Consider the following 20,174-nt stretch of genomic DNA (forward strand, 5'->3'; position numbering starts at 1 on the left):
GGGCCGATGGGATAAGGCAAATGTGCGTCAATTCAGTCTGTTAGTGCTAAAGAGAGGGCAATATACCAGTTAACGGTACGGCAAACTGTGAGTCGGGGCGAGTCGTCGGGTGATGCCACACTAGTGGCCGCAAAAATGGCCGCAAAAATGGCCGCAACAGTGGCCGCAAAGGGTCAGCAGCCATCTGAAAGGGACAGGGGGAGCGTGACTCCCCCTGCTGGGAGGGGCGCGGGCCCCTTCCTCTATCGCGATTCAAGACAGATGGGGAGTCAATCCATCTGTTGGCGAGTGTTCGTAGTCAGTTCCACATCGGGGAGATGCGGGCTTCCAGTGTCTCTTGCTGCTCTTCGGGCATATCGCTGAAGAAGTTGAGCTGGGTCTGCTCCTCCACCTCGCGCACCGAGACCCGGTAGTCGGCGATCTGGCTGATGGGCACCTCTTCCTGCGGCATGATAAAGGCGATAGCCTGCAGTCTGGCCGGGTCCATCACGATCTTGTAGTAGGCGCTCGGGATCGCCACACCCTGACCGATGGACTCTTCAGAGCCGGTAAAGATGGGGCCGGTGATCACCTGCACATCCTTGCGGGAGACCGCCCACTTGTTCACCTTGTCCTCCAGCACGCGCCACGCCTTCTGGTTGAGCACCCCGACCTGCGGTGTCATGTTGCTCAGCAGGAAGCTCTCTTTCATGGTGTTCTTGTTCGATTTCATGTCCCCCGCCGGGGCCTGATGGCCACGGTCGTAGCCCGAGCCCTTGTAGTCGGAGAGGGTGGCGCGGTAGGCAACCGGGATCTCCCTGTCCTCGGCGAAGGCATCCTTGCGCGGCACTGTGCCCTGTGCGCTCTGGGCGGTCATCCGGTAGGAGACCCAGTCCGCCACCTTGTAGTCGTAGTTGTAGCCGACCGCATACCCTTCACGACAGAGCTTCTGATCCGATTCGGAGGGGAGGCCAAAGCGCACGTGCTCGCCACACGTCCAGTGGGCCGCCAGCAAGGGGGTAGTCGTGAGGGTGAGGGTAACAGCCAGAACCAATTTATTGATTTTTATCATTTTTGTGATGCTCCAGTTTAGTAGGCGGAGCCATTTGACATGAGATCTGACTAGCGCTTCAATTGCTGTTTTTTTACACTTCACCGTTCTGTGACGGCTCGCCAAGATCCGTGATGTGACTGGTTAATATGTTTTAAATCAGTGGCTTGGTCGGTGGGATGATGTGCGGTTGCTCGGTCGGCAACGAAAAGGGGCCCGTGATGGGCCCCTTGAATGGTCGCTATCTCAGCAATAGCAGAGAGGTTCGGGTGGTTTTCAGCATCCCCGTGGTGGTGCTCCCCACGATGAACTGCCTGATCCGTGAGTGACCATAGGCCCCCATCACGATAAGGTCGCTGCCCACCTCGGTGGCATGCAGGCAAATTACCGGCACCACCTCTCCTTGCAGCAGCCTGGCCGTTACCTTGATGCCCGCACTTTTCAACACCTGCTTGGCCTGTGCCAGCTGGCGTTCGTGCTCGTCACTCGGTTCGGCCACCATCACCAGATCGCACGCCAGTCCCTTGAGCAGCGGACTGCTTGCGATCAACTCCAGCACCTTCTTGGCGGTCGGGCTGGCGTCATAGGCAAACAGGAAGCGGCTTGGCGCCTGAAAGCCCGGTTGTACCACCATGATGGGGTTGGCCAGGGTGCGGATGACGTTCTCGATATGGCTGCCAATCAGCTCGTGGACATGGGTTGTGCCCTGCTTGCCCATGATCAACATCCGCATACCGGATGCGAGCTCCTGGGCCGTCTCTACCAGCTGGCCGTGACGTTGCAGGGTCTCGACTCCTGTCATCCCCAAGTCGGCAAGATATTCCTTGCTGCTGTTTAGCAGCATCCGTCCCTGTTCATGGGCGAGGCGGCTGCGTTGGTGATCCAGCTCGGCGAGCTCCTTGAGCAGCTGCTCGCGACTGCCAAGGCCAATATTGCCGGAGAGATCGCTCTCTCCTTCAAACTCGTTCTTTTCCAGTACGTGCAGCAGGGTGACGGGTAACCCGGTGTTGGCTGCGGCCCAAGCCGCCGCATCGCACACCGCTGTCATGGCTGGGGAGCCATCGATACAGGCGAAAATGTTTGTCATGATGAATTCCTTTTTGTGATCAGTGGCCAGCCAGCAGCTTTTCAACTTCTTCCGGTTTGTCGTGCACACCAAAGCGGTCAACGATAGTGGCGCTCGCCTCGTTCAAACCAATCAGCTCCACGTCGGTGCCCTCTCGGCGGAACTTGATGACCACCTTGTCCAGTGCGGTGACAGCGGTGATGTCCCAGAAGTGGGCATGGGTGAGGTCGATCACCACTTTCTCTACCACCTCCTTGAAGTCAAATCCGGCAAAGAATTGCTCGGCACTGGCGAAGAACACCTGGCCCCGAACCTGATAGGTGCGTACCTCGCCGTTTCGCTCGCTGTCGCTCTTGACCAGCATGAAGCGGGCAACTTTGTTGGCGAAGAACAGGGAGGCGAGCAGCACCCCGACAAATACCCCGAGCGCCAGGTTATGGGTAGCGACGACCACCGCCACTGTTGCGATCATCACGATATTGGTGGAGAGCGGGTGCTTCTTGAGATTGCGAACCGACTCCCAGGAAAACGTCCCGATAGAGACCATGATCATCACGGCCACCAGTGCAGCCATGGGGATCTGGCGGATCCACTCATCCATGAAGACCACCATCAGGATGAGCAAGGTGCCTGCAACAAATGTGGAGAGGCGGCCACGGCCACCGGATTTGATGTTGATGATGGATTGACCAATCATGGCGCAACCCGCCATGCCGCCCATCAAGCCCGCACCGATATTGGCGATCCCCTGGCCCTTGCACTCGCGATTGCGGTCGCTGCTGGTATCGGTCAGGCCATCGACAATGGCCGCCGTCATCATGGATTCGAGCAGACCGACCACGGCCAGACCTGCGGAATATGGAAAGATGATGGCCAGTGTCTCGAGATTGAGCGGCACTTCCGGCCACAGGAAGATGGGCAGGGTATCGGGCAGCTCGCCCATGTCGCCCACGGTGCGGATATCGATGCCCATGGTGATGGCGACTGCCGTCAGGATCACGATGCAGAGCAGCGGGGAGGGCACCAGCTTGCCCACCACCGGGATCAGCGGGAACAGATAGATGATGCCAAGGCCCGCCGCCGTCATGGCGTATACCTGCCAGGTGACATTGGTGAGCTCAGGCAATTGGGCCATAAAGATGAGGATCGCCAACGCATTGACGAAGCCGGTCACTACCGAGCGGGAGACAAACCGCATCAGACTACCCAGTTTCAGGTAACCCGCCACGATCTGGAGTACCCCGGTGAGCAGGGTTGCGGCCAGCAGATATTGCAGGCCATGTTCTTTCACCAGGGTCACCATCAACAGCGCCATGGCGCCGGTGGCGGCGGAGATCATGCCGGGGCGACCGCCGACAAAGGCGATAACCACGGCGATACAGAAGGAGGCATAGAGGCCGACCTTGGGGTCAACGCCAGCTATGATCGAGAAGGCGATGGCTTCCGGGATCAGCGCCAGCGCCACTACTGTGCCGGCCAGCAGATCAGCACGGATGTTGGAGAACCACTCTTGTCTTGCACGTTCCAGCATGGGGGGATTTTCTCGCTTGTTCGGGATCCACAGCACAACGCATCCACTGACCAAGGGGTCAGATGGCGTGCGGGCAGGATCGGGTTGTTATATTGGGAACTAATGGGTGTAAAAAAGCGCTCCGGTTGTGATAACCAGAGTCAGGCGGCAGGTGCCGCGAAGGGCGGGGTTATGGCGGCGTTACGGTCATGCCAGTATGCGTCTTGATCATAAGGCCGCGGATAATAGCAGAGCCGTGCCGGAGGAGGTAGCCCATCTGTTTGTTGACATCTGAACGATGGGCCAAAGCTGCGTGCGGTTGCACTCAGAGGTGAACGGGCGTGGGCTCCCTGATGATTAGCCGGTCGATGTTGGCAATAAGAAAAGGGGCCCGTGATGGGCCCCTGGTGATAGGTGGAGTCTGACTGCTATCAGGCGGCGTTTGCCTTGTTGCCTAGAGTGCGGGCCAACAGTGCTTCCGGATTGTGGATCGCCTCCTTGGTCTTCACGTCGATGACCTCGATATCGGTGAAGCGCTCGCGGTTCTTGATCGCCACGTCGTGGGCGAAGATGACGCAGCGGGCGTTGGCGACATCCTTGGCGGTAATGCGGTTGATGATGCCGTTGGCGCCCTGGGTCTCGACCTTGATCTTGATCCCCTGCTTGGCAGCGGCCTTCTGCAGGCTCTTGGCGGCGAGGAAGGTGTGGGCCACGCCAGACGGGCAGGCAGTGATGGCCAGTACGTCTGCTTCTCCTTCCGCTTCAATGACTTCGAAGCTGGTTTGGGGGGCGGTCACGTCATCTTCTTCGCTCACCGGCTTCTTCAGCAGGTTGACGATGATGGCGGTGGTCAGGGCGCCGAGGATGGTACCCAGGATGTAGCCCATCTTGCCTTCAACAACCGGCAGGACAATCCAGCCACCCCAGGGGGCGTGGTTGATACTGTGCATCATGAAGCCGGTGATGTTGCCGACGATACCGCCTGCGACGATGGCCGGGATAACGCGCATGGGGTCAGCAGCGGCGAACGGGATAGCACCTTCACTGATACCGATCATGCCCATGATGGCGGCCGCTTTACCGGATTCACGCTCCTCTTTCTTGTAACGCTTCGGAGACATAAAGGTCGCCAGTGCCATACCGAGCGGCGGCACACAGATGGCGATACCGACGCCGCCCATCAGCCAGGGCTGGGTGTTGACCTGAGTCTGGGCAAACAGGGTCGCAACCTTGTTGACCGGGCCGCCCATATCGAAGGCGGTCATACCACCCAGAATGGCCCCCAGCATCACTTTACCTGAGCCCGCCATGCTGGAGAGCCAGTGGTTCATCCCTTCCATCATGGCGGCGATCGGGGCACCGATCCCCCACATCACGATGCCACACACCAGGAAGGTACCGATCAGCGGATAGATGAAGATGGAACCAAGGGAGGTCATGGAGTCAGGCAGCTTGATCCGTTTGAGCTGATTGACCACGAAACCTGCGATAAAGCCCACCAGAATGGCGCCGAGGAAACCGGTTTGATAGTGCTGAACGGCAATCCAGGAGCCGATCATGCCCGGAGCCAGGCCCGGCTTGTCAGCCAGCGAGTAGGCGATGTAGCCACCCAGTACGGCAGTAAACAGAGTCAGACCGGCGATACCCATGGTGGCCATGTCTTTGAGGAAGCCCGCTTCCGGCACGGCACCCTTGCCGCTCATCATCACCGACAGTGACAGCAGCACACCGCCCGCCACGATGAAGGGGATCATGTGGGAAGTACCAAACAGCAGGTGCTGCTTCATGGTATTGAGGCGATCCTTGAAGGTGCGCTCGTCGGGTTCAACCGGAGCAGTGGCAGCCGGTTTGGCGGCTGGCGCCGGTTTTTCCGCTTTCGGGCCTTGCTTGAGCAGGGTCAGCGCTTGCTCAACGGTAGTGGCCGCTTTCATCTGCTCGATAAAGCCCGGCTCCAGCAGACGGGTAGAGAGCTCGGCCAGTACTTCGATGTGGTGGTTGGCGCCGCCATCCGGGGAGGCGATCATGAAGATCAGCTGGGTCGGCTTGCCATCTTCTGCGCCGTACTCGATACCCTGACGGCTGACACCGATGGCTATGGCCGGACGGCTGACAGCCTTGCTCTTGGCATGGGGCAGGGCGACACCCTGCTCGAAGCCGGTGCAGTCCAGCTGTTCGCGGGCCCAGATATCCTTGACGAATTGCTGTTGATCAGACACGGCGCCATCGCGCGCCAGCATCTGTGCCATCTCGTCGAATAGAGCCTCCTTGCTGGTGGCCTTCAACTCCAGGCAGATGAGTCTGCCGTTGGTCATGGTGGGTAACATATTACTCTCCTGGCTCCGTTGCCGAGCCGCATGATGGGGGGAACAATTGACCTGGATATTGTTCTCCCGTTGGCGCGGTGCCGAAATCGGACAAATGTGTCGTTTACTGGATTTTTGTGCTGGCAAGAATGAGCTGTGACCGCCATCTCGTTTTAGTGAGATGATTCAATGCGATGTGAATTTTAATCTATTGCTTTAATATCAATCGGTTACGATTGTGTCGCTCATGCGAAGTCTTATTTGAGCGTCCAGGTCGATGATGAATTTGCCGTGATGGAATGGATATTTGTGTGATTTGTTATGGCTCAATAGTGTGAGCTGGTTGGCAAATAGCAGGCGCCGAAAGTGACTTTATTGTCATTAGTTGGGAGGGAGATGACTCTGCGCGTCTGGTCAACCGCGTTGTTAACCGGTGAAAGGGGATGGCAGGGGATAAACAACAAGGGCCATTATTGATGGCCCTTGCGCATGTTCGGGTGGGGATGTCGCTCCGGGATGTGCCCGTTAGCAGCGGTTGCCGGCGCGGGCGATCCGCCCTTCGGCCAGCAGTTGATAACTGCCAGTCGCTGCAGGAATAAAGGCAGATTGCCCCTTTTCCAGACGAAGTGACTGTTCGCCTTGCTTGAGGGTCACTGTGTCATCGATGGCAAACAGGATCTCGGCGCTGGCAGTGGTGAGCTGATGCTCGCCAGCCGGGTAGACGCTGAAAGTGAAGTCAGGTACCGGCACGTCGAAGTGCTGTACCGCGCCATCACAGCGGGGGGACAGCAGGATCTGGTCGTCCGGCTTGGGCAAGCAGCGGGTGCAATCCAAAAGCTCTGCCACATCGATGTATTTGGGGGTGAGGCCGGCGCGCAGCACGTTGTCCGAGTTGGCCATGATCTCGAGACCCGTGCCGCGCACATAGGCGTGCGGGGTACAGGCATCGAGGAACATCGCCTGCCCGGGTTGGAGGGTCACCACGTTGAGCAGCAGCGGCGAGAAGAGTCCGACGTCGCCCGGATACTGGGCCGCCAGACTGGTGATCAGCGCAAAGGTCTCCTCATCCTGATGGGCGGCGGCATAGGTCAGCAGCCCTGCAAGCGCCTCTTCCTTGCGCGCCCCTTCCAGTACCAGCAACTGGTGGAAGAAGTGCTGCAGGCCCGCTTCATTCTGGCTGGCGGCAAGGGCTGCGGTCAGATCGGCGATGACCGCCAGATTGACCCGCTCGAACAGCGCCAGAATGGCCGGGATGGCGCGAAAGCCGTTCATCGCCTGATAGGGGGTGAGGGCAAAAACCAGCTCCGGCTTATGGTTCGGGTCCTTGTAGTTGCGATTGCTCGCCTTGATATCGATGCCTGCGGCCTCCTCTTTGGCAAAGCCCGCTTCAGCCTGAGCCTTGCTCGGGTGCACCTGAATGGAGAGAGCCTTCTCGGCACACAACACCTTGAACAGGAACGGCAGGCTGCCAAAACGGGCGAAGGTGGCCTCACCCAGCGCGGCGGCCGGAGCCCTGTCGATCACCGAAGAGAGCTTTTGCACACTGCCCGCCAGCGTCACCTCGGAGCAGCCGTTGGGGTGAGCCCCCATCCAGAGCTCGGCCTGGGGTCTGCCTTGCGGGTTGGGAATGCCAAACAGGGTGGTGAGGGAGTCATGACTGCCCCAGTCATAGCCTTGAATCGGGTTTTGCATCAACAGAAAGGAGGGCAGATCGCTACTGCTCATAAGGGACGCCTCGTCTAGTTTGAAGAAAATCGGGTGCAGAAAAGGGTGGCATTACTGCTGTGGACCGGACTATAACATGGGCGGTCGTGCGCGCCGCAACCGCTTGCCTCTCTCTTGATCAGGATCACCATGTCTCTCATCTTCAGCCAACTGCTCGACGGAGCCCTGAGCGAACAGGTTCCATTTGACCAAATCTGGTTTGCCAGTGAACAGGGGGTGCCACCCAGTTTCAGCTATCAGGTCAACTTTTCCCGCCTCGAGCTGGTCTTTAGCGGCGAGTATCTCAACCAAATTTGGGACAGGGAGGAGGGGGTCAGAGAGATCAGTGTATTGCCGGGACAGGTGCTCTATATCCCTCCCAACGCCTGGAACAAGCCGCTCTGGACCACCGACTGCTCGGTGCTGAGCCTGCTGTTTGGCAAACGCCAGCTGGGGTTCAGCCTGGTGAGCAAGCGCCGTGAAGATCCGGACTTTTTCGATGTGCAAAAGCACAGCATCATGGCGCGGGTGGGCCATGTGATCGAACACATTTTGGCGGCGCTGAACGTACTGACCGAGGATCCCGGTCGCTCCCCCACCGATGATCACCTGCTGCAGGCTCTGCTGGCGAGTGCCCGTCAGCTGTTGCTGGAGTCCGCCACGGATCGGCCACGGGGGGCAGAGCTCTTTCACGGGATCTGCATCTATATCCAAGAGAACTTTCACCGTCCCATCACCCGTGACTCCATTGCCCACCGCTTCAACGTTTCAGCCAGCCATCTCTCCCACCTGTTCCGCGAGCAGGGTCATATGCGCCTTGCCGATTACATCAGCTGGGTGCGGATCGATCGGGCCAAATTCATGCTGAAAAAGTACCGCTTTCGTCTTGAAGAGGTGGCCAGTCGCTGCGGTTACAGTGACGTGAACTACTTCTGCCGGGTGTTCAAACAGAAGACCGGCTTGACCCCTTCCCAGTACCGTTCCCTGAGTCAGCCGCAGGCGGCGGCCAGCGAGCTGGAGGGATAACGGGGCTGGGTCGGGAAGGCGTGGTGACGGCGCACTGGCGGGTGGCTACCTCTTTGGTCTGACATGCTTTCTTGTCGTTTTATTATGAAAATGAATGGGCTAAGATGGCCGCGCGCAACAAACAAGTTGATAACAAACGGAAGTTAGGAGATGCCGATGGAAAGCAAAGTAGTAATCCCGACCCAAGGTCAGAAAATCACAGTCGATGCCAACGGCAAGCTGCAGGTTCCCAACCATCCGATCATTCCGTTTATTGAAGGGGATGGCATCGGTGTTGACGTAACCCCGGCCATGTTGAATGTGGTGAATGCTGCGGTCGAGAAAGCCTACAAGGGCGAGCGCAAGATCGCCTGGATGGAGATCTATACCGGCGAGAAATCGACTCATGTCTATGGCGAAGGTGCCTGGCTACCGGCCGAAACCCTGGATTTCATTCGTGAATATTGCGTGGCCATCAAGGGCCCGCTGACTACTCCGGTCGGTGGCGGTATTCGCTCCCTCAACGTAGCCCTGCGTCAGGAGCTGGATCTCTACATCTGCCTGCGCCCGGTGCGTTACTACGACGGCACCCCGAGCCCGGTGAAACGTCCTGATCTGACCGACATGGTGATCTTCCGCGAAAACGCCGAAGACATCTACGCCGGCATCGAGTGGAAGGCCGACAGTGCCGAAGCGAACAAGGTGATCGCCTTCCTGCAAAACGAGATGGGCGTGAAGAAAATTCGCTTCCCCGAGTCCTGTGGTATCGGCATCAAGCCGATGTCCAAAGCCGGTACCGAGCGTCTGGTGCGTGCCGCTATCGAGTATGCCATCGACAACGATCGCGACTCCGTGACCCTGGTGCACAAGGGCAACATCATGAAGTTCACCGAAGGTGCCTTCAAGGATTGGGGTTATGCTCTGGCTCAGAACGAGTACGGTGCCCAGCTGATTGACGGCGGCCCCTGGTGCTCCTTCAAAAACCCGAAAACCGGCAAGACCATCGTCATCAAGGATGTCATCGCCGACGCCTTCCTGCAGCAGATCCTGCTGCGTCCGGCCGAGTACGACGTCATCGCCTGTATGAACCTCAACGGTGACTACATCTCCGATGCGCTGGCCGCTCAGGTAGGCGGTATCGGCATCGCACCGGGTGCCAACATCGGTGACGGCGTGGCCCTGTTCGAAGCGACCCACGGTACTGCACCGAAGTATGCCGGTCAGGACAAGGTCAACCCGGGCTCCCTCATCCTCTCCGCCGAGATGATGCTGCGCCACATGGGCTGGGTTGAAGCGGCCGATCTCATCATCAAGGGTATGGAAGCGGCGATCCGCAACAAGACCGTCACTTATGACTTCGAGCGTCTGATGGAAGGGGCCACCCTGCGCTCCTGCTCCCAGTTTGCTCAGGACATGATCGACCAGATGTAATCTGCTGCTTGCCAGAAACGCAAAACCGGCGCCATGAGCGCCGGTTTTTTTATCGCGAAAGAGTGCAGGGGCTTATTGCGCCTGCTCTACGTGTTGCTGATAGCGTTGCTGCCATTTGCTGGTTTCTGCTTCATCACCCTGGGCCTTCCAGAAGGCGCAGATGGTGTTGGCAAGTTCCGAAGCCATCGCGTGATCTCCGTCACGTCGACTCATCAGATAATCTCCCAGCCAGCTTTGATATTGTTTCATTACCCGATCTCCTTATCTCGTGTGCCCTTGAGGGTGCCCACCTTGACGGGAGCCTGTCGGCTCATCTTGGGGGGAACATCATCAGGCATGATGGTGCAAATTCACGACCCGGGCAGAGAGCCCGATGGGCAATCTGGCGGCGAACGTGACGCGAGATGTCAAAAAATGAGCGCCATTTTAGCACAAACTGACCAACTTGGGGAAATTGTCGCCATGGATTGCGACAGAACTGCCCCATCCCCTTGTTCCCAAAACAGAAAACCCGCCGTGATGGCGGGTTGATTTGCAGATAAAAGTGGCAAAAAAGCCTAGATCTTGGCGCTGGCCAGGTACTTTGCCATCTCTTCGGCGGGCACCATGCCACCGCCGGTGGCCCACACAAGATGGGTGGCCTGTGCCATGGTTGCGGCATCGAAACCGCGCACGGTGAGCCACTCGGGATTGGCTGCCACCCGCCACGGGCCAGCCATACCAGCCAGAGCGGAGGGCTCGAGTGTGATCTGCTCATCGCGCGCCAGCAGTCCCAGCAGGTCATACATCTCCTGATCGCTCAGGGTGTAGAAGCCCGCCAGCAGCCGCTCCATGGCGCGGCCGACGAAACCAGAGGCGCGCCCCACCGCGAGGCCGTCGGCTGCGGTGAGGTTATCGATGCCCAGATCCTGCACCGCAATGGCATCGTGCAATCCGGTGTGGACCCCCAGCAACATGCAGGGGGAGTGAGTGGGCTCGGCGAAGAAGCAGTGGACGTTGTCTCCGAACGCGAGCTTGAGACCAAAGGCCACGCCGCCCGGGCCGCCACCCACGCCGCAAGGGAGGTAGACAAACAGCGGGTGGTCGGCATCCACCTTGATACCCATCTGGTCGAACTGTATTTTCACCCGCTCGCCCGCCACCGAGTAGCCGAGGAACAGGGTGCGGGAGTTCTCGTCATCGATAAAGAAGCAGTTGGGATCCCGCTCGGCCTCTTTGCGCCCTTGTTCCACCGCAACTCCATAATCTTCGGCATATTCGACCACGATGGCGCCATGTTCACGCAGTTTGCGTTTCTTCCACTCCCGCGCGTCGGCAGACATGTGGACGGTGACGGTAAAGCCGAGCTTGGCGCTCATGATGCCGATGGACATGCCAAGGTTGCCGGTGGAGCCTACCGCGATGCTGTACTGGCTGAAGAACTGGCGAAACTCGTCGCTGAACAGTTTGCGGTAGTCATCCTCTTCGCAGAGCAGTCCCGCCTTGATCGCCAACTGTTCGGCGTGAGTCAGCACCTCGTAGATACCGCCTCGCGCCTTGATGGAGCCGGAGATGGGCAGGTGACTGTCTTTTTTCAGCAGCAGTCGACCGGTGACCTCGACCCCGTAGCGCTGGTTGAGCGTAGCCTGCATCGCCGGAATAGCGGCGATCTCGGACTCCAGAATACCGTTGCTGGTGCGGGTCTCGGGGAAGGCTTCGCACATGTAGGGAGCGAAGCGGGCCAGCCGGGCGGAAGCGTCCGCCACATTGTTGTTATCGAGCCCCACATAGGGCAGACCGGCAGCCAGAGTGGTGGTGTTGGGGTTGAACCAGGTGACTGGCTCAAGCGCGATCAGGGATTGCACCAGTGGAAATTGCGCTGTGAGCTGTTGTACGTCGATGTTTTTCATAGTGTTCTCGGTCTTGTTACACGATAAAGGAGAGCAGGAAGGTACCGGCCAGCGCCATCAGGGAGGCGACAAAGGTGGCGGTGGTGTAGTACTTGAGCGTTTCGTTCAGGGTGGCGCCGCAATACTGCTTGGCTAGCCAGAACAGAGAGTCAGTCACCATGGTGCAGCCAATGGCGCCGGAGCCGATGGCCAGGGTCATGATCTCCGGGCTGATATCCGGGTAGTGCGCCATGATGGGGGAGACGATGGCAGTGGCGCCCATCATGGCGACGGTGGCGGAGCCCACGGCGGCGTGCAGCACGATAGCCACCAGCCAGGCGAGCAGAATCGGGTGCATATCCAGCTGTGAGAGGATAGTGGCCAGACTATCGCCCAGCCCACTCGCCTTGAGTACGCCGTTGAAGGCGCCGCCCGCTCCGATAATGAGCAGGATATTGGCGATGGAGGAGAAGCACTCCTCGGTCTTGTTGAGCAGCCCTTCCATCTTCATCTGCTGGCGGATCCCCAGCACGTAGTAGGCGGTGAAGGCGGCGATAAACATGGCGGTGATGGGGTTGCCGATAAACTCCAGCACGGTGTAGAGGTGGCTGGCGTGCTCCATATTGAGCTCGGCGACCGTCTTAGCCAGCATCAGCAGGATGGGCAGCAGCACGGTAAAGAGCGAGGCGCTTAAGGTCGGGAGAGTTGCTTCATCGCGCGCCTTGATGTCGGCAAAGGCAGCGGGCACCTCCTTGAACGGGAGCCGGTTACCCAGCAGCTTCAGAAACAGCGGGCCGCCCACCAGCGAGGCAAACAGGCCGACCGCCAGACCATAGACAATGACCGAGCCGACGTCAGCCCCCAGCTGATTGGTGACATAGAGGGCAGCAGGGTGGGGCGGCACTATGCAGTGCACGGCCATCAGGGCGGTGCAGAGCGGAATGGCCAGGGTCAGCAGCGAGGTGTTGGTCTTGCGGGCGATGGAGAAGGCGAGCGGGATCAGCAGCACTACCCCCACTTCGACAAACAGGGTGATGCCGCATACCAGACCCACCAGCACCATGATGACCTGAGGCGAGAGCCAGCGGCATCTCTGCAGGGCGAGACCGATGCGCTCCGCTGCTCCTGACACCTCCATCATCTTGCCAAGTATGGTGCCAAGACCAATGACGGCGGCGAGAAAGCCTAGCGTGCCGCCAATGCCCGCTTCCATGGCATTGACCATGTTGACCGGGTTCATCCCCATCAGGGTGCCGACATAGAAGCTAGCCAGCAGCAGGGCAAGGAAAGGATGCACCTTGCCCTTCACTATGGTGACCACGATAAGAATGATGCTACTTAGCAGGGTAGCAATGATCCATAACTCTGAACTCATACTGCGCCTCGACATCTGTTGTGTGTGATTGTTTATGCGCTTATTGAATGAAAATGAGGCGGGGCTGACAAATGATGAAATTGACCACTTGGATGAGCTGAGGTGATGCAAAGGCGCTATATTTGTCACAATTTATCGAAATAACACTCTTTGGGTCTTTTGGTTTCATCCTGAAGGTGGCCTGTGGGTGTATCATCGGCGGCCATTGCGAAGAGGGGGATGAATGTATAACGGGGATAATTACATATCGCGCAACAAGCTGCTGAGCGGCTACCAGCTGGCCAAGCTGCACACCTTCGAGGCAGCCGCCCGCCACGGATCCTTTGCCATGGCAGCTGATGAATTGTCGCTGAGTCCCAGTGCCGTGAGTCACCGGATCAGCGCGCTGGAAGAGGAGCTGGGGTTCAAGCTCTTTGAGCGTTTGCACCGCAAGGTGATATTGACGGCGGATGGGCAGCGGGTGTTCTGGGCGCTCAAATCTTCGCTGGAGTTCATCAATCAGGAGATCCTGGAGATCAAGAATCAGGAGCTCTCCGGTACCCTGACCATCTATTCGCGTCCCTCCATCGCCCAGTGCTGGCTGGTGCCCAGGTTGGCGGATTTCTCCCGCCTGCATCCGCAGATCGAGCTCAATATCATCACCGGCAACGAGAACATCAACCTGCATGGTTATGGCATCGATTTGACCCTCTATTTCGATGAGAAGAGCCCGGAGCGGCTTGCCATCCACCCGCTGATGGATGAGTTCATGCTGCCGGTCTGCAGCCCGGAATATGCCGAGCAGCACGGGCTTGTCGGCAATCCCGCCAACTTGTCTTTGTGCCGTCTGCTTCATGATCGGCAGGCATGGGGATTTGACTCGGATACCGATGAATGGAGCTGCTGGGCTCGCCACGCCGGGGTCAGCCTCGAGGCATGCCAGCTGAGCATGGGTTTTGATCGTTCGGATCTCGCCATCATCGCCGCCATGAATCACGCCGGGATCGCCATGGGGCGCAAGAATCTGGTGAGCAAGCGACTGGCACGCAACGAGCTGGTGGCCCCTTTTGCCGGGCTGGAGATCAAGTGCGAGCAGCGTTATTACATGGCGACCCTGCCCAATCGGGCGTGTCCCAAGATCCAGGCCTTTATCGACTGGGCGCAGGAAATGGCTGCCGAGATGGAATGAACAGAGGCCGGTGCGCAAGAGCAACATGAAGATGGTAAAGCGCGAGTGAACGAAGGTAGCGGTTTAACGTAGCGGGAAAATTGGGGGAGAGGGGTTGGCTGATGGTGGTTGGTCGCAAGTGGCCTTGCTGCCAACACCGGGTGGCTGGCAGCAAGGCAACGGTCGGGATCAGGTGGTCTTTTCCAGATGGTTCTGGTAAATCTGCTGCCACTTGTCCAGTTCGTTTTCATCACCCTGCTGCTGCCAGAACTCGCAGATGGAACTCGCCATCTCGCATGCCATGGCGTGGTCACCGTCACGGCGACTCATCAGGTATTGCCCCAGCCAGCTTTGATACTGTTTCATTGCACGATCTCCTTATCTATTTAACCCTTGATACTGCAGCTGTGGGACACCCGTCCGGCAGTGTTGCGCCACACTCCACTTTCGCCGCGCGCTGTTTGTTATTGCCTCGCTTGTTGTCAATCAGGACAGAGAGCGTATGAGAAAGCGGCGAAAGTGTTAAAAATTGGCCACCACCTTATCACAAAATGGTGTGATATGCAGGCTTTGGGGCCAATTGAGTTATAAGCGCGGGTTGTGTGTCCCGACATCGCGACAGGAATTGACGGAGAGTATCGGCACGCAACTTGTGCCGCAAGCAGGCGTTTGAGTGGTTACTGGGTTACCCGACGTGCCTGCCAGTAGCGACTGTTCCAGTAGACGTTGTCGAGGCGGGAGCGGATCACTCCCTTGCTGGTGGAGGCGTGAATAAACTCGCCGGCACCTGTGTAGACCCCCACATGGTACTGTTGCCAGCCGGTCTTGAAGAAGACCAGATCCCCGTGTTGCAGCCGGTAGCGATCCACCGGTTTGCCAATGCTGGCCTGAGATTCGGTGGTTCTTGGCAGGTTGAAGCCCAGCACCTGACTGTAGGCGAGCTGGGTGAAGGCGGAGCAGTCTAGCCCGGCGCGGCTGGCGCCGCCCATGCGGTAAGGGACACCGCGCCACTGTTGGTAGAAGCCATCGAAGGCACTGCTCTGCCGAGGGGCCGGAGGTGGCTCCGGCGTGCTGGAGCAGGCGGCCAGCAGCAGAGTCAGCAGGGATAGCAACAGCTTGCGATACATCGGGCTCTCTCCACGGACGGGTCTACCAAACGAGACATTTATCGAACGCATATCCTGCCAAATCGTTCTGGGGGCAGGAGGGCACGCGACAACTTTTCCATCATAAACAGGGATCTGGCTCCAGACCTAGTCTCCGAGAGGAAAAATGTGGCGGGGAACTGAAAAACGCCAACCCGAGGGCTGGCGTTTGTTGTCACTCGTTGTGGCTGATCAGCGGTTTAAGCAGCTCGGCCAGCTTGTAGAAGGTCTGCACCCGGGTGGTGCTGGGGCGCCAGACCAGCCCGATCTCGCGATAGGGGGTCTCTCCCGGCAGCGGGATGGCCACCAGATCGGAGTTGGCAAGAATGCCGGCATCGATGGCCATCTGCGGCAGGAAGGTGGTGCCAAGACCCGCTTCCACCATCTGTACCAGGGTGTGCAGGCTGGTGGCGGCGAACGGGTTGATCTTGCTCTTGTCCCGCAGGCGACAGGCGCTCACCGCGTGCTCGGTGAGGCAGTGCTCCCGCTCCAGCAGGAAGATGCTCTGGTTGGGCAGCTCCTTGTAGTCGAACGGGGTATGCAGACCGGCCGCCATGCTGGCGGGCATCACCATGTGGAACGGATCCTGACCGACGGTCTTGCAGTGAAATCCCCCGATCTCGATGGGCAGGGCGAGGATCAGCAAGTCGAGCTGACCCTGTTCCAGCTGCTTGAGCAGATTGCTGGTGGTGTCTTCACGCAGCAACAATTCGAGGTCAGGATAGGTTTTGCTGCACTCTTTCAGCAGCTTGCTCAGCAGGAAGGGGGCGATGGTGGGAATGCAGCCAAGACGTACCGTCCCCTGCATCACGCCGCCCTGATGTTGCCCGAGCTCCATGAGATCCCGCGCATCGGAGAGTAAATTGCGAGCGCGCTCGACGATTTCCATGCCGACCGGGGTCATAATGAAGCTCTTGTGGTCCCGCTCCACCAGTTGCAGGTTCATCATGTCCTCTAGCGTCTGGATCCCGGTACTCAGGGTCGACTGGCTGACATGACAGGCCTTGGCGGCGCGGTTGAAGTTTTTGTGCTCATCGAGAGCGACCAGATATTGCAGCTGTTTGAGGCTGGGCCAACGTTGCATAGAAAAACCCGATTAATGCTATCTATTTAATTTGATTTAACTAATCTACCACCGGGTCTATAGTTTGTCGCTTGAATTAGATGGACTTGGCTCTAGGTAGCCCAATCCTCACCGGATTGTTCACTTCACATAAAGAGGAATTGAATATGGTATTGGTAGGCCGTCCCGCACCCGATTTTACCGCCGCAGCTGTTCTGGGTAATGGCGAGATCGTTGATTCATTCAACCTGTCATCCCACATCAAAGGCAAAGCTGCCGTTGTCTTCTTTTATCCGCTCGATTTCACCTTCGTCTGCCCGTCTGAGCTGATTGCCTTCGATCACCGTTATGAAGAGTTCCAGAAGCGTGGTGTGGAAGTGATCGGTGTTTCCATCGATTCCCAGTTCTCCCACAACGCATGGCGCAACACCAAAGTGGAAGATGGCGGTATTGGTCAGGTCAAGTACCCGCTGATCGCCGACGTCAAGCACGAAATCTGCAAAGCCTATGACGTTGAGCATCCGGAAGCCGGCGTGGCGTTCCGTGGCTCCTTCCTGATCGACAAGAACGGTGTCGTTCGTCACCAGGTTGTCAACGATCTGCCGCTGGGCCGCAACATTGACGAGATGCTGCGCATGGTCGATGCCCTGCAATTCCACGAAGAGCACGGCGAAGTGTGCCCTGCTCAGTGGGAAAAAGGCAAAAAAGGTATGCAAGCCTCTCCGGACGGCGTTGCCAAGTACCTGTCCGAGAATGCTGACTCCCTGTAATCGGGCTGCACTCTCCTTGAAGAACCGGCGTCTTGGCGCCGGTTTTTTTATACCTGAGATTTATCCATCCCCTGACATTGCGGTCATACTCTTCTCACTCCATCGCTATTCCAAGCAGCCGTTCGCTGGCGTACTCGTTGTTTCGAAATGAGGTGCTGCCCCTATGGCTGGATGGGGGATATGCCGACAGACAAACATGAGCCATAAAAAAAGCGCGCCATAGGCGCGCTCAGTTCACAAGCGGAGGTGTTATTCCTCAAAGATCCCGAAGTGATCCTTGGCGAAATTGACCCGCTGCTCCACGTTCATCTTCACCTGCCCCAGCTTCTCGATGGTCTTGAGATTGGGCACCAGGCCGCGACCGTTGGCGATCTGGATGGCAAGGCCGGGACGGGCGTTGAGCTCCAGCAGCATGGGGCCGCGGAACTTGTCCAGCACCATGTCAGTACCGATATAGCCCAGACCCGACATCTCGTAGCAGGAGGCGGCCAGAGTTAGCAGGGTATCCCAGTGTGGGACCTTGAGCTCATAGAGGTCGAGGCCGGTATCCGGATGGTGGCGCAGCGGATTGCCAAACTGCACCGCCCGCAGGGCACGACCGGTACGCAGGCACAGACCTACCCCCACGGCACCCTGGTGCAGGTTCGCCTTGCCATCGGAGGCGGCAGTGGAGAGGCGCATCATCGCCATCACCGGGAACCCCTTGAAGATGATGACCCGGGCATCGGGTACCCCTTCAAAGGAGTAGCCGTCGAACACATCATCAAAGTTGATGAGGCCTTCGACCAGCGCCACGTCGGGCTTGCCGCCAAGCGAATAGAGCCCCGCCAGAATGTTGGAGACATGGCGCTCCAGGTCCTGACCGGTAGAGGCGCTGCCGTTGGGTTTATAGAAGAGGCCATCTTCCTGACGCAGGATCACCAGGATCCCCTTGCCGCCCGAGCCACGAGCCGGCTTGATGCAGAAGCCCGGCCAATCTTTTACCAGCTCGGTGATGCGACCCACATCGTGCTGGGCACGGATGGTACCGATCAGCTCAGGCACGGTAACGCCTGCATCCAGCGCAATTTGCTTGGTCTGCAGCTTGTCATCCACCAGCGGATAGAGGCTGCGCGGATTGTAGCGGCTGATGTAGGAGTGGTTGCGCTTGTTCATGCCGAGGATGCCTGATTGGGACAGGCTCCACGGGGTGGTGTATTTTTCCCAGAACCACATCGGTTACTTGTCCTTACCCGGGGTGACGCCAGATTTCATCTCGTCCACCAGCGGTTTGAAGCGCTTCAGTTCGCTCAGCTTGTAGCCGGTGTAGTTACCCATCAACAGCACGGTCGCCATCAGCACCAGCTGCAGGCCGAGGAAGTTGAAGGTGAGGTGACGAATAAGCTCGTTATCCATGGCCAGATAGGCGATGACGGCAACCAGCAGAGAGCCGCCGCCCTGGCGGAACACCTCTTTCGGGCCCTCTTCTTCCCACAGGATGGACATCCGTTCGATGGTCCAGGAGAGGATGATCATCGGGAAGAAGGTGATCTTCATACCGTCGGTCAGCCCCAGCTTGAAGGCGAACGCGGAGAAGATACCGATCATCGAGATAACCATGATGATGATGGCCGATATTCGGGCGACCAGCAGCAGGTTAAGCCGAGACAGATAGGAGCGAATGATGAGACCGGTGCCGACGATCAGCAGGAAGCCGATGAGACCGGTGACCAGCGAGGTCTGGATAAAGGCGACCGCGATCAGCACCGGCATAAAGGTACCTGAGGTCTTGATCCCCACCAGAACCCGCAGGAACACCACCATCAGCACGCCGATCGGGATCAGCAGCAAGCCCTTGAACAGGGTCTGCTCTTCCAGCGGCAGGCTGTGGATGGAGAAGTTCATCATCTCTGATTTTTCGAACTTCTGGGCCAGAGCAACGCTGACCGGCTGCTCCTGCTCGATCATCGAGAAGCTGACACGGGAGTTGTGACCACCGGTCACGTCCAGCAGAGCGCCGGAGTTGTATTCCCACAGCAACAGGTTGGCCGGACGGCCCTGTTCACCGGTTTGCGGGTTGAACAGCTTGTAGTCGGTCGGGCTGTTGAATACCTGCAGGTAATCCACCAGCTCCTGACGACGGCGGCCATCTTCCAGATTCAGGGCATGCACCACGCGGGTGGGGACGTCAGCATTGTTGAGCAGCTCGGCAATCAGGTTGGCGCGGCTCTTGTGCTTTTTCAGCAGCTCGGCGTTCTGCTCCTGCTTCTCGATCTCCTTGATGATCTCGCGAGTCAGGGTGTAGCCGTCGGCAGAGCGCTCCTGGGCCCGCTCGAGGATCTGCTTCATCGCGGTGGCGTAAGGCTCACTCTCGATCTGCTTCTCGATGGCAGGCGGCTGCGGATTGGCGGCCGGTTTGGCATGGGCATCCGCCATCATGTCGACGCGGTAATAGAGCTCCTGACGGCCAGAGGCGGTGCGGATGGACCACTCGGCGCGGGCATCGCCATCTTTCTCGACAAAGGAGAGGCCGTAGCCCGGGCTGGCGGCGTTCTCGTTCATCAGGGTGAAACCGGGCTGGGTGCCCGGAATGGCCAGAGAGGCGATCACCGGCTCACCGGTCGCCTCAAACTCCAGCTTGGCTTCGATGGACCAGATCTGGCGCTTTTCACCGGGCGTCAGCGGCACATCCAACGCGATATGGTGATAGATCGTCATCCCCAGGCCGACAATGTACAGCAGGGCTACCAGCAAATAGAACGGCTTACGGGAAACCAT

General features: G+C 58.4%; 17 protein-coding genes. 4 read left to right on the forward strand and 13 right to left on the reverse strand.

What is annotated here, in order from left to right:
- Positions 1 to 298: 298 nt before the first annotated feature.
- The 5 genes from AB5Y84_RS12695 to manA form a co-directional block, all read right to left on the reverse strand.
- Positions 299 to 1,051, reverse strand: a complete 753-nt coding sequence (locus AB5Y84_RS12695; RefSeq protein WP_368177077.1) for a DNA/RNA non-specific endonuclease — start codon at positions 1,049 to 1,051, stop codon at positions 299 to 301.
- A gap of 220 nt (positions 1,052 to 1,271) precedes the next feature.
- Positions 1,272 to 2,117: a universal stress protein gene (locus tag AB5Y84_RS12700; RefSeq protein ID WP_167566425.1), complete on the reverse strand. Its 846-nt coding sequence runs from the start codon at positions 2,115 to 2,117 to the stop codon at positions 1,272 to 1,274.
- A gap of 19 nt (positions 2,118 to 2,136) precedes the next feature.
- Complete coding sequence (locus AB5Y84_RS12705) at positions 2,137 to 3,627, reverse strand: SulP family inorganic anion transporter (protein WP_368177078.1); 1,491 nt, start codon at positions 3,625 to 3,627, stop codon at positions 2,137 to 2,139.
- Between the two features lie 410 nt (positions 3,628 to 4,037).
- Entirely contained in the window at positions 4,038 to 5,930 is a 1,893-nt protein-coding gene (locus AB5Y84_RS12710; protein WP_368177079.1) for a PTS fructose transporter subunit EIIC, read from the reverse strand.
- A 504-nt stretch (positions 5,931 to 6,434) separates the two neighbouring features.
- A complete protein-coding gene (gene manA / locus AB5Y84_RS12715; RefSeq protein WP_368177080.1) occupies positions 6,435 to 7,634 on the reverse strand; it encodes a mannose-6-phosphate isomerase, class I in 1,200 nt (399 codons plus the stop codon).
- A gap of 129 nt (positions 7,635 to 7,763) precedes the next feature.
- Between manA and AB5Y84_RS12720 the strand changes: the two genes are divergently transcribed.
- Both AB5Y84_RS12720 and icd read left to right on the forward strand, forming a co-directional pair.
- Complete coding sequence (locus tag AB5Y84_RS12720) at positions 7,764 to 8,639, forward strand: helix-turn-helix transcriptional regulator (RefSeq protein WP_368177081.1); 876 nt, start codon at positions 7,764 to 7,766, stop codon at positions 8,637 to 8,639.
- Positions 8,640 to 8,795: 156 nt separating this feature from the next.
- Entirely contained in the window at positions 8,796 to 10,049 is a 1,254-nt protein-coding gene (gene icd / locus AB5Y84_RS12725; protein WP_005347179.1) for an NADP-dependent isocitrate dehydrogenase, read from the forward strand.
- Between the two features lie 72 nt (positions 10,050 to 10,121).
- Here icd and AB5Y84_RS12730 read toward each other — a convergent pair whose 3' ends face one another.
- From AB5Y84_RS12730 to dsdX, 3 genes are all read right to left on the reverse strand, one after another.
- On the reverse strand, positions 10,122 to 10,298 hold the full coding sequence (locus AB5Y84_RS12730) for a hypothetical protein (RefSeq protein ID WP_005337712.1): 177 nt from the start codon (positions 10,296 to 10,298) through the stop codon (positions 10,122 to 10,124).
- Positions 10,299 to 10,606: 308 nt separating this feature from the next.
- Positions 10,607 to 11,938, reverse strand: coding sequence for a D-serine ammonia-lyase (locus AB5Y84_RS12735; protein ID WP_005337710.1), 1,332 nt, complete (start codon positions 11,936 to 11,938; stop codon positions 10,607 to 10,609).
- 16 nt (positions 11,939 to 11,954) lie between these two features.
- Positions 11,955 to 13,292, reverse strand: coding sequence for a D-serine transporter DsdX (gene dsdX, locus AB5Y84_RS12740; protein WP_368177082.1), 1,338 nt, complete (start codon positions 13,290 to 13,292; stop codon positions 11,955 to 11,957).
- A gap of 223 nt (positions 13,293 to 13,515) precedes the next feature.
- Between dsdX and dsdC the strand changes: the two genes are divergently transcribed.
- The gene (gene dsdC, locus AB5Y84_RS12745) at positions 13,516 to 14,460 is read left to right on the forward strand and encodes a DNA-binding transcriptional regulator DsdC (protein ID WP_005337705.1); all 945 of its coding nucleotides are present in this window, start codon (positions 13,516 to 13,518) and stop codon (positions 14,458 to 14,460) included.
- Positions 14,461 to 14,628: 168 nt separating this feature from the next.
- Here the strand turns inward: dsdC and AB5Y84_RS12750 are convergent, their stop codons facing one another.
- The 3 genes from AB5Y84_RS12750 to AB5Y84_RS12760 all read right to left on the reverse strand — a co-directional run bounded on the left by AB5Y84_RS12750 (position 14,629) and on the right by AB5Y84_RS12760 (position 16,668).
- Positions 14,629 to 14,805 (reverse strand): hypothetical protein, encoded by a 177-nt coding sequence (locus tag AB5Y84_RS12750; protein WP_005337704.1) that lies wholly within the window; start codon positions 14,803 to 14,805, stop codon positions 14,629 to 14,631.
- A 311-nt stretch (positions 14,806 to 15,116) separates the two neighbouring features.
- Positions 15,117 to 15,566, reverse strand: a complete 450-nt coding sequence (locus AB5Y84_RS12755; protein WP_005337703.1) for a C40 family peptidase — start codon at positions 15,564 to 15,566, stop codon at positions 15,117 to 15,119.
- A gap of 193 nt (positions 15,567 to 15,759) precedes the next feature.
- Positions 15,760 to 16,668, reverse strand: coding sequence for a hydrogen peroxide-inducible genes activator (locus AB5Y84_RS12760; protein ID WP_270904976.1), 909 nt, complete (start codon positions 16,666 to 16,668; stop codon positions 15,760 to 15,762).
- A 146-nt stretch (positions 16,669 to 16,814) separates the two neighbouring features.
- On the opposite strand from AB5Y84_RS12760, the gene AB5Y84_RS12765 reads away from it, so the two are divergent.
- Complete coding sequence (locus tag AB5Y84_RS12765; RefSeq protein WP_005337701.1) at positions 16,815 to 17,417, forward strand: peroxiredoxin C; 603 nt, start codon at positions 16,815 to 16,817, stop codon at positions 17,415 to 17,417.
- Positions 17,418 to 17,666: 249 nt separating this feature from the next.
- Here AB5Y84_RS12765 and AB5Y84_RS12770 read toward each other — a convergent pair whose 3' ends face one another.
- Together AB5Y84_RS12770 and AB5Y84_RS12775 are read right to left on the reverse strand one after the other, a co-directional pair.
- Positions 17,667 to 18,632, reverse strand: a complete 966-nt coding sequence (locus AB5Y84_RS12770; RefSeq protein ID WP_005353164.1) for an alpha-L-glutamate ligase-like protein — start codon at positions 18,630 to 18,632, stop codon at positions 17,667 to 17,669.
- Positions 18,633 to 18,635: 3 nt separating this feature from the next.
- Positions 18,636 to 20,174 carry an inactive transglutaminase family protein gene (locus AB5Y84_RS12775; protein WP_005337699.1) on the reverse strand — a complete coding sequence of 513 codons (1,539 nt, stop codon included), beginning with the start codon at positions 20,172 to 20,174 and terminating at the stop codon, positions 18,636 to 18,638.

The organism is Aeromonas sp. s11, from assembly GCF_040907945.1.
GTDB lineage: Bacteria > Pseudomonadota > Gammaproteobacteria > Enterobacterales > Aeromonadaceae > Aeromonas > Aeromonas veronii.

Coding starts and splice junctions, on each gene's coding strand:
- AB5Y84_RS12730 (WP_005337712.1), bottom strand. CDS start 10,298: ATGAAACAATATCAAAGCTGGCTGGGAGATTATCTGATGAGTCGACGT.
- AB5Y84_RS12775 (WP_005337699.1), bottom strand. CDS start 20,174: ATGGTTTCCCGTAAGCCGTTCTATTTGCTGGTAGCCCTGCTGTACATT.
- AB5Y84_RS12765 (WP_005337701.1), top strand. CDS start 16,815: ATGGTATTGGTAGGCCGTCCCGCACCCGATTTTACCGCCGCAGCTGTT.
- AB5Y84_RS12700 (WP_167566425.1), bottom strand. CDS start 2,117: ATGACAAACATTTTCGCCTGTATCGATGGCTCCCCAGCCATGACAGCG.
- AB5Y84_RS12755 (WP_005337703.1), bottom strand. CDS start 15,566: ATGTATCGCAAGCTGTTGCTATCCCTGCTGACTCTGCTGCTGGCCGCC.
- AB5Y84_RS12770 (WP_005353164.1), bottom strand. CDS start 18,632: ATGTGGTTCTGGGAAAAATACACCACCCCGTGGAGCCTGTCCCAATCA.
- AB5Y84_RS12750 (WP_005337704.1), bottom strand. CDS start 14,805: ATGAAACAGTATCAAAGCTGGCTGGGGCAATACCTGATGAGTCGCCGT.
- dsdX (WP_368177082.1), bottom strand. CDS start 13,292: ATGAGTTCAGAGTTATGGATCATTGCTACCCTGCTAAGTAGCATCATT.
- AB5Y84_RS12705 (WP_368177078.1), bottom strand. CDS start 3,627: ATGCTGGAACGTGCAAGACAAGAGTGGTTCTCCAACATCCGTGCTGAT.
- AB5Y84_RS12695 (WP_368177077.1), bottom strand. CDS start 1,051: ATGATAAAAATCAATAAATTGGTTCTGGCTGTTACCCTCACCCTCACG.
- AB5Y84_RS12735 (WP_005337710.1), bottom strand. CDS start 11,938: ATGAAAAACATCGACGTACAACAGCTCACAGCGCAATTTCCACTGGTG.
- AB5Y84_RS12760 (WP_270904976.1), bottom strand. CDS start 16,668: ATGCAACGTTGGCCCAGCCTCAAACAGCTGCAATATCTGGTCGCTCTC.
- manA (WP_368177080.1), bottom strand. CDS start 7,634: ATGAGCAGTAGCGATCTGCCCTCCTTTCTGTTGATGCAAAACCCGATT.
- AB5Y84_RS12720 (WP_368177081.1), top strand. CDS start 7,764: ATGTCTCTCATCTTCAGCCAACTGCTCGACGGAGCCCTGAGCGAACAG.
- dsdC (WP_005337705.1), top strand. CDS start 13,516: ATGTATAACGGGGATAATTACATATCGCGCAACAAGCTGCTGAGCGGC.
- AB5Y84_RS12710 (WP_368177079.1), bottom strand. CDS start 5,930: ATGTTACCCACCATGACCAACGGCAGACTCATCTGCCTGGAGTTGAAG.
- icd (WP_005347179.1), top strand. CDS start 8,796: ATGGAAAGCAAAGTAGTAATCCCGACCCAAGGTCAGAAAATCACAGTC.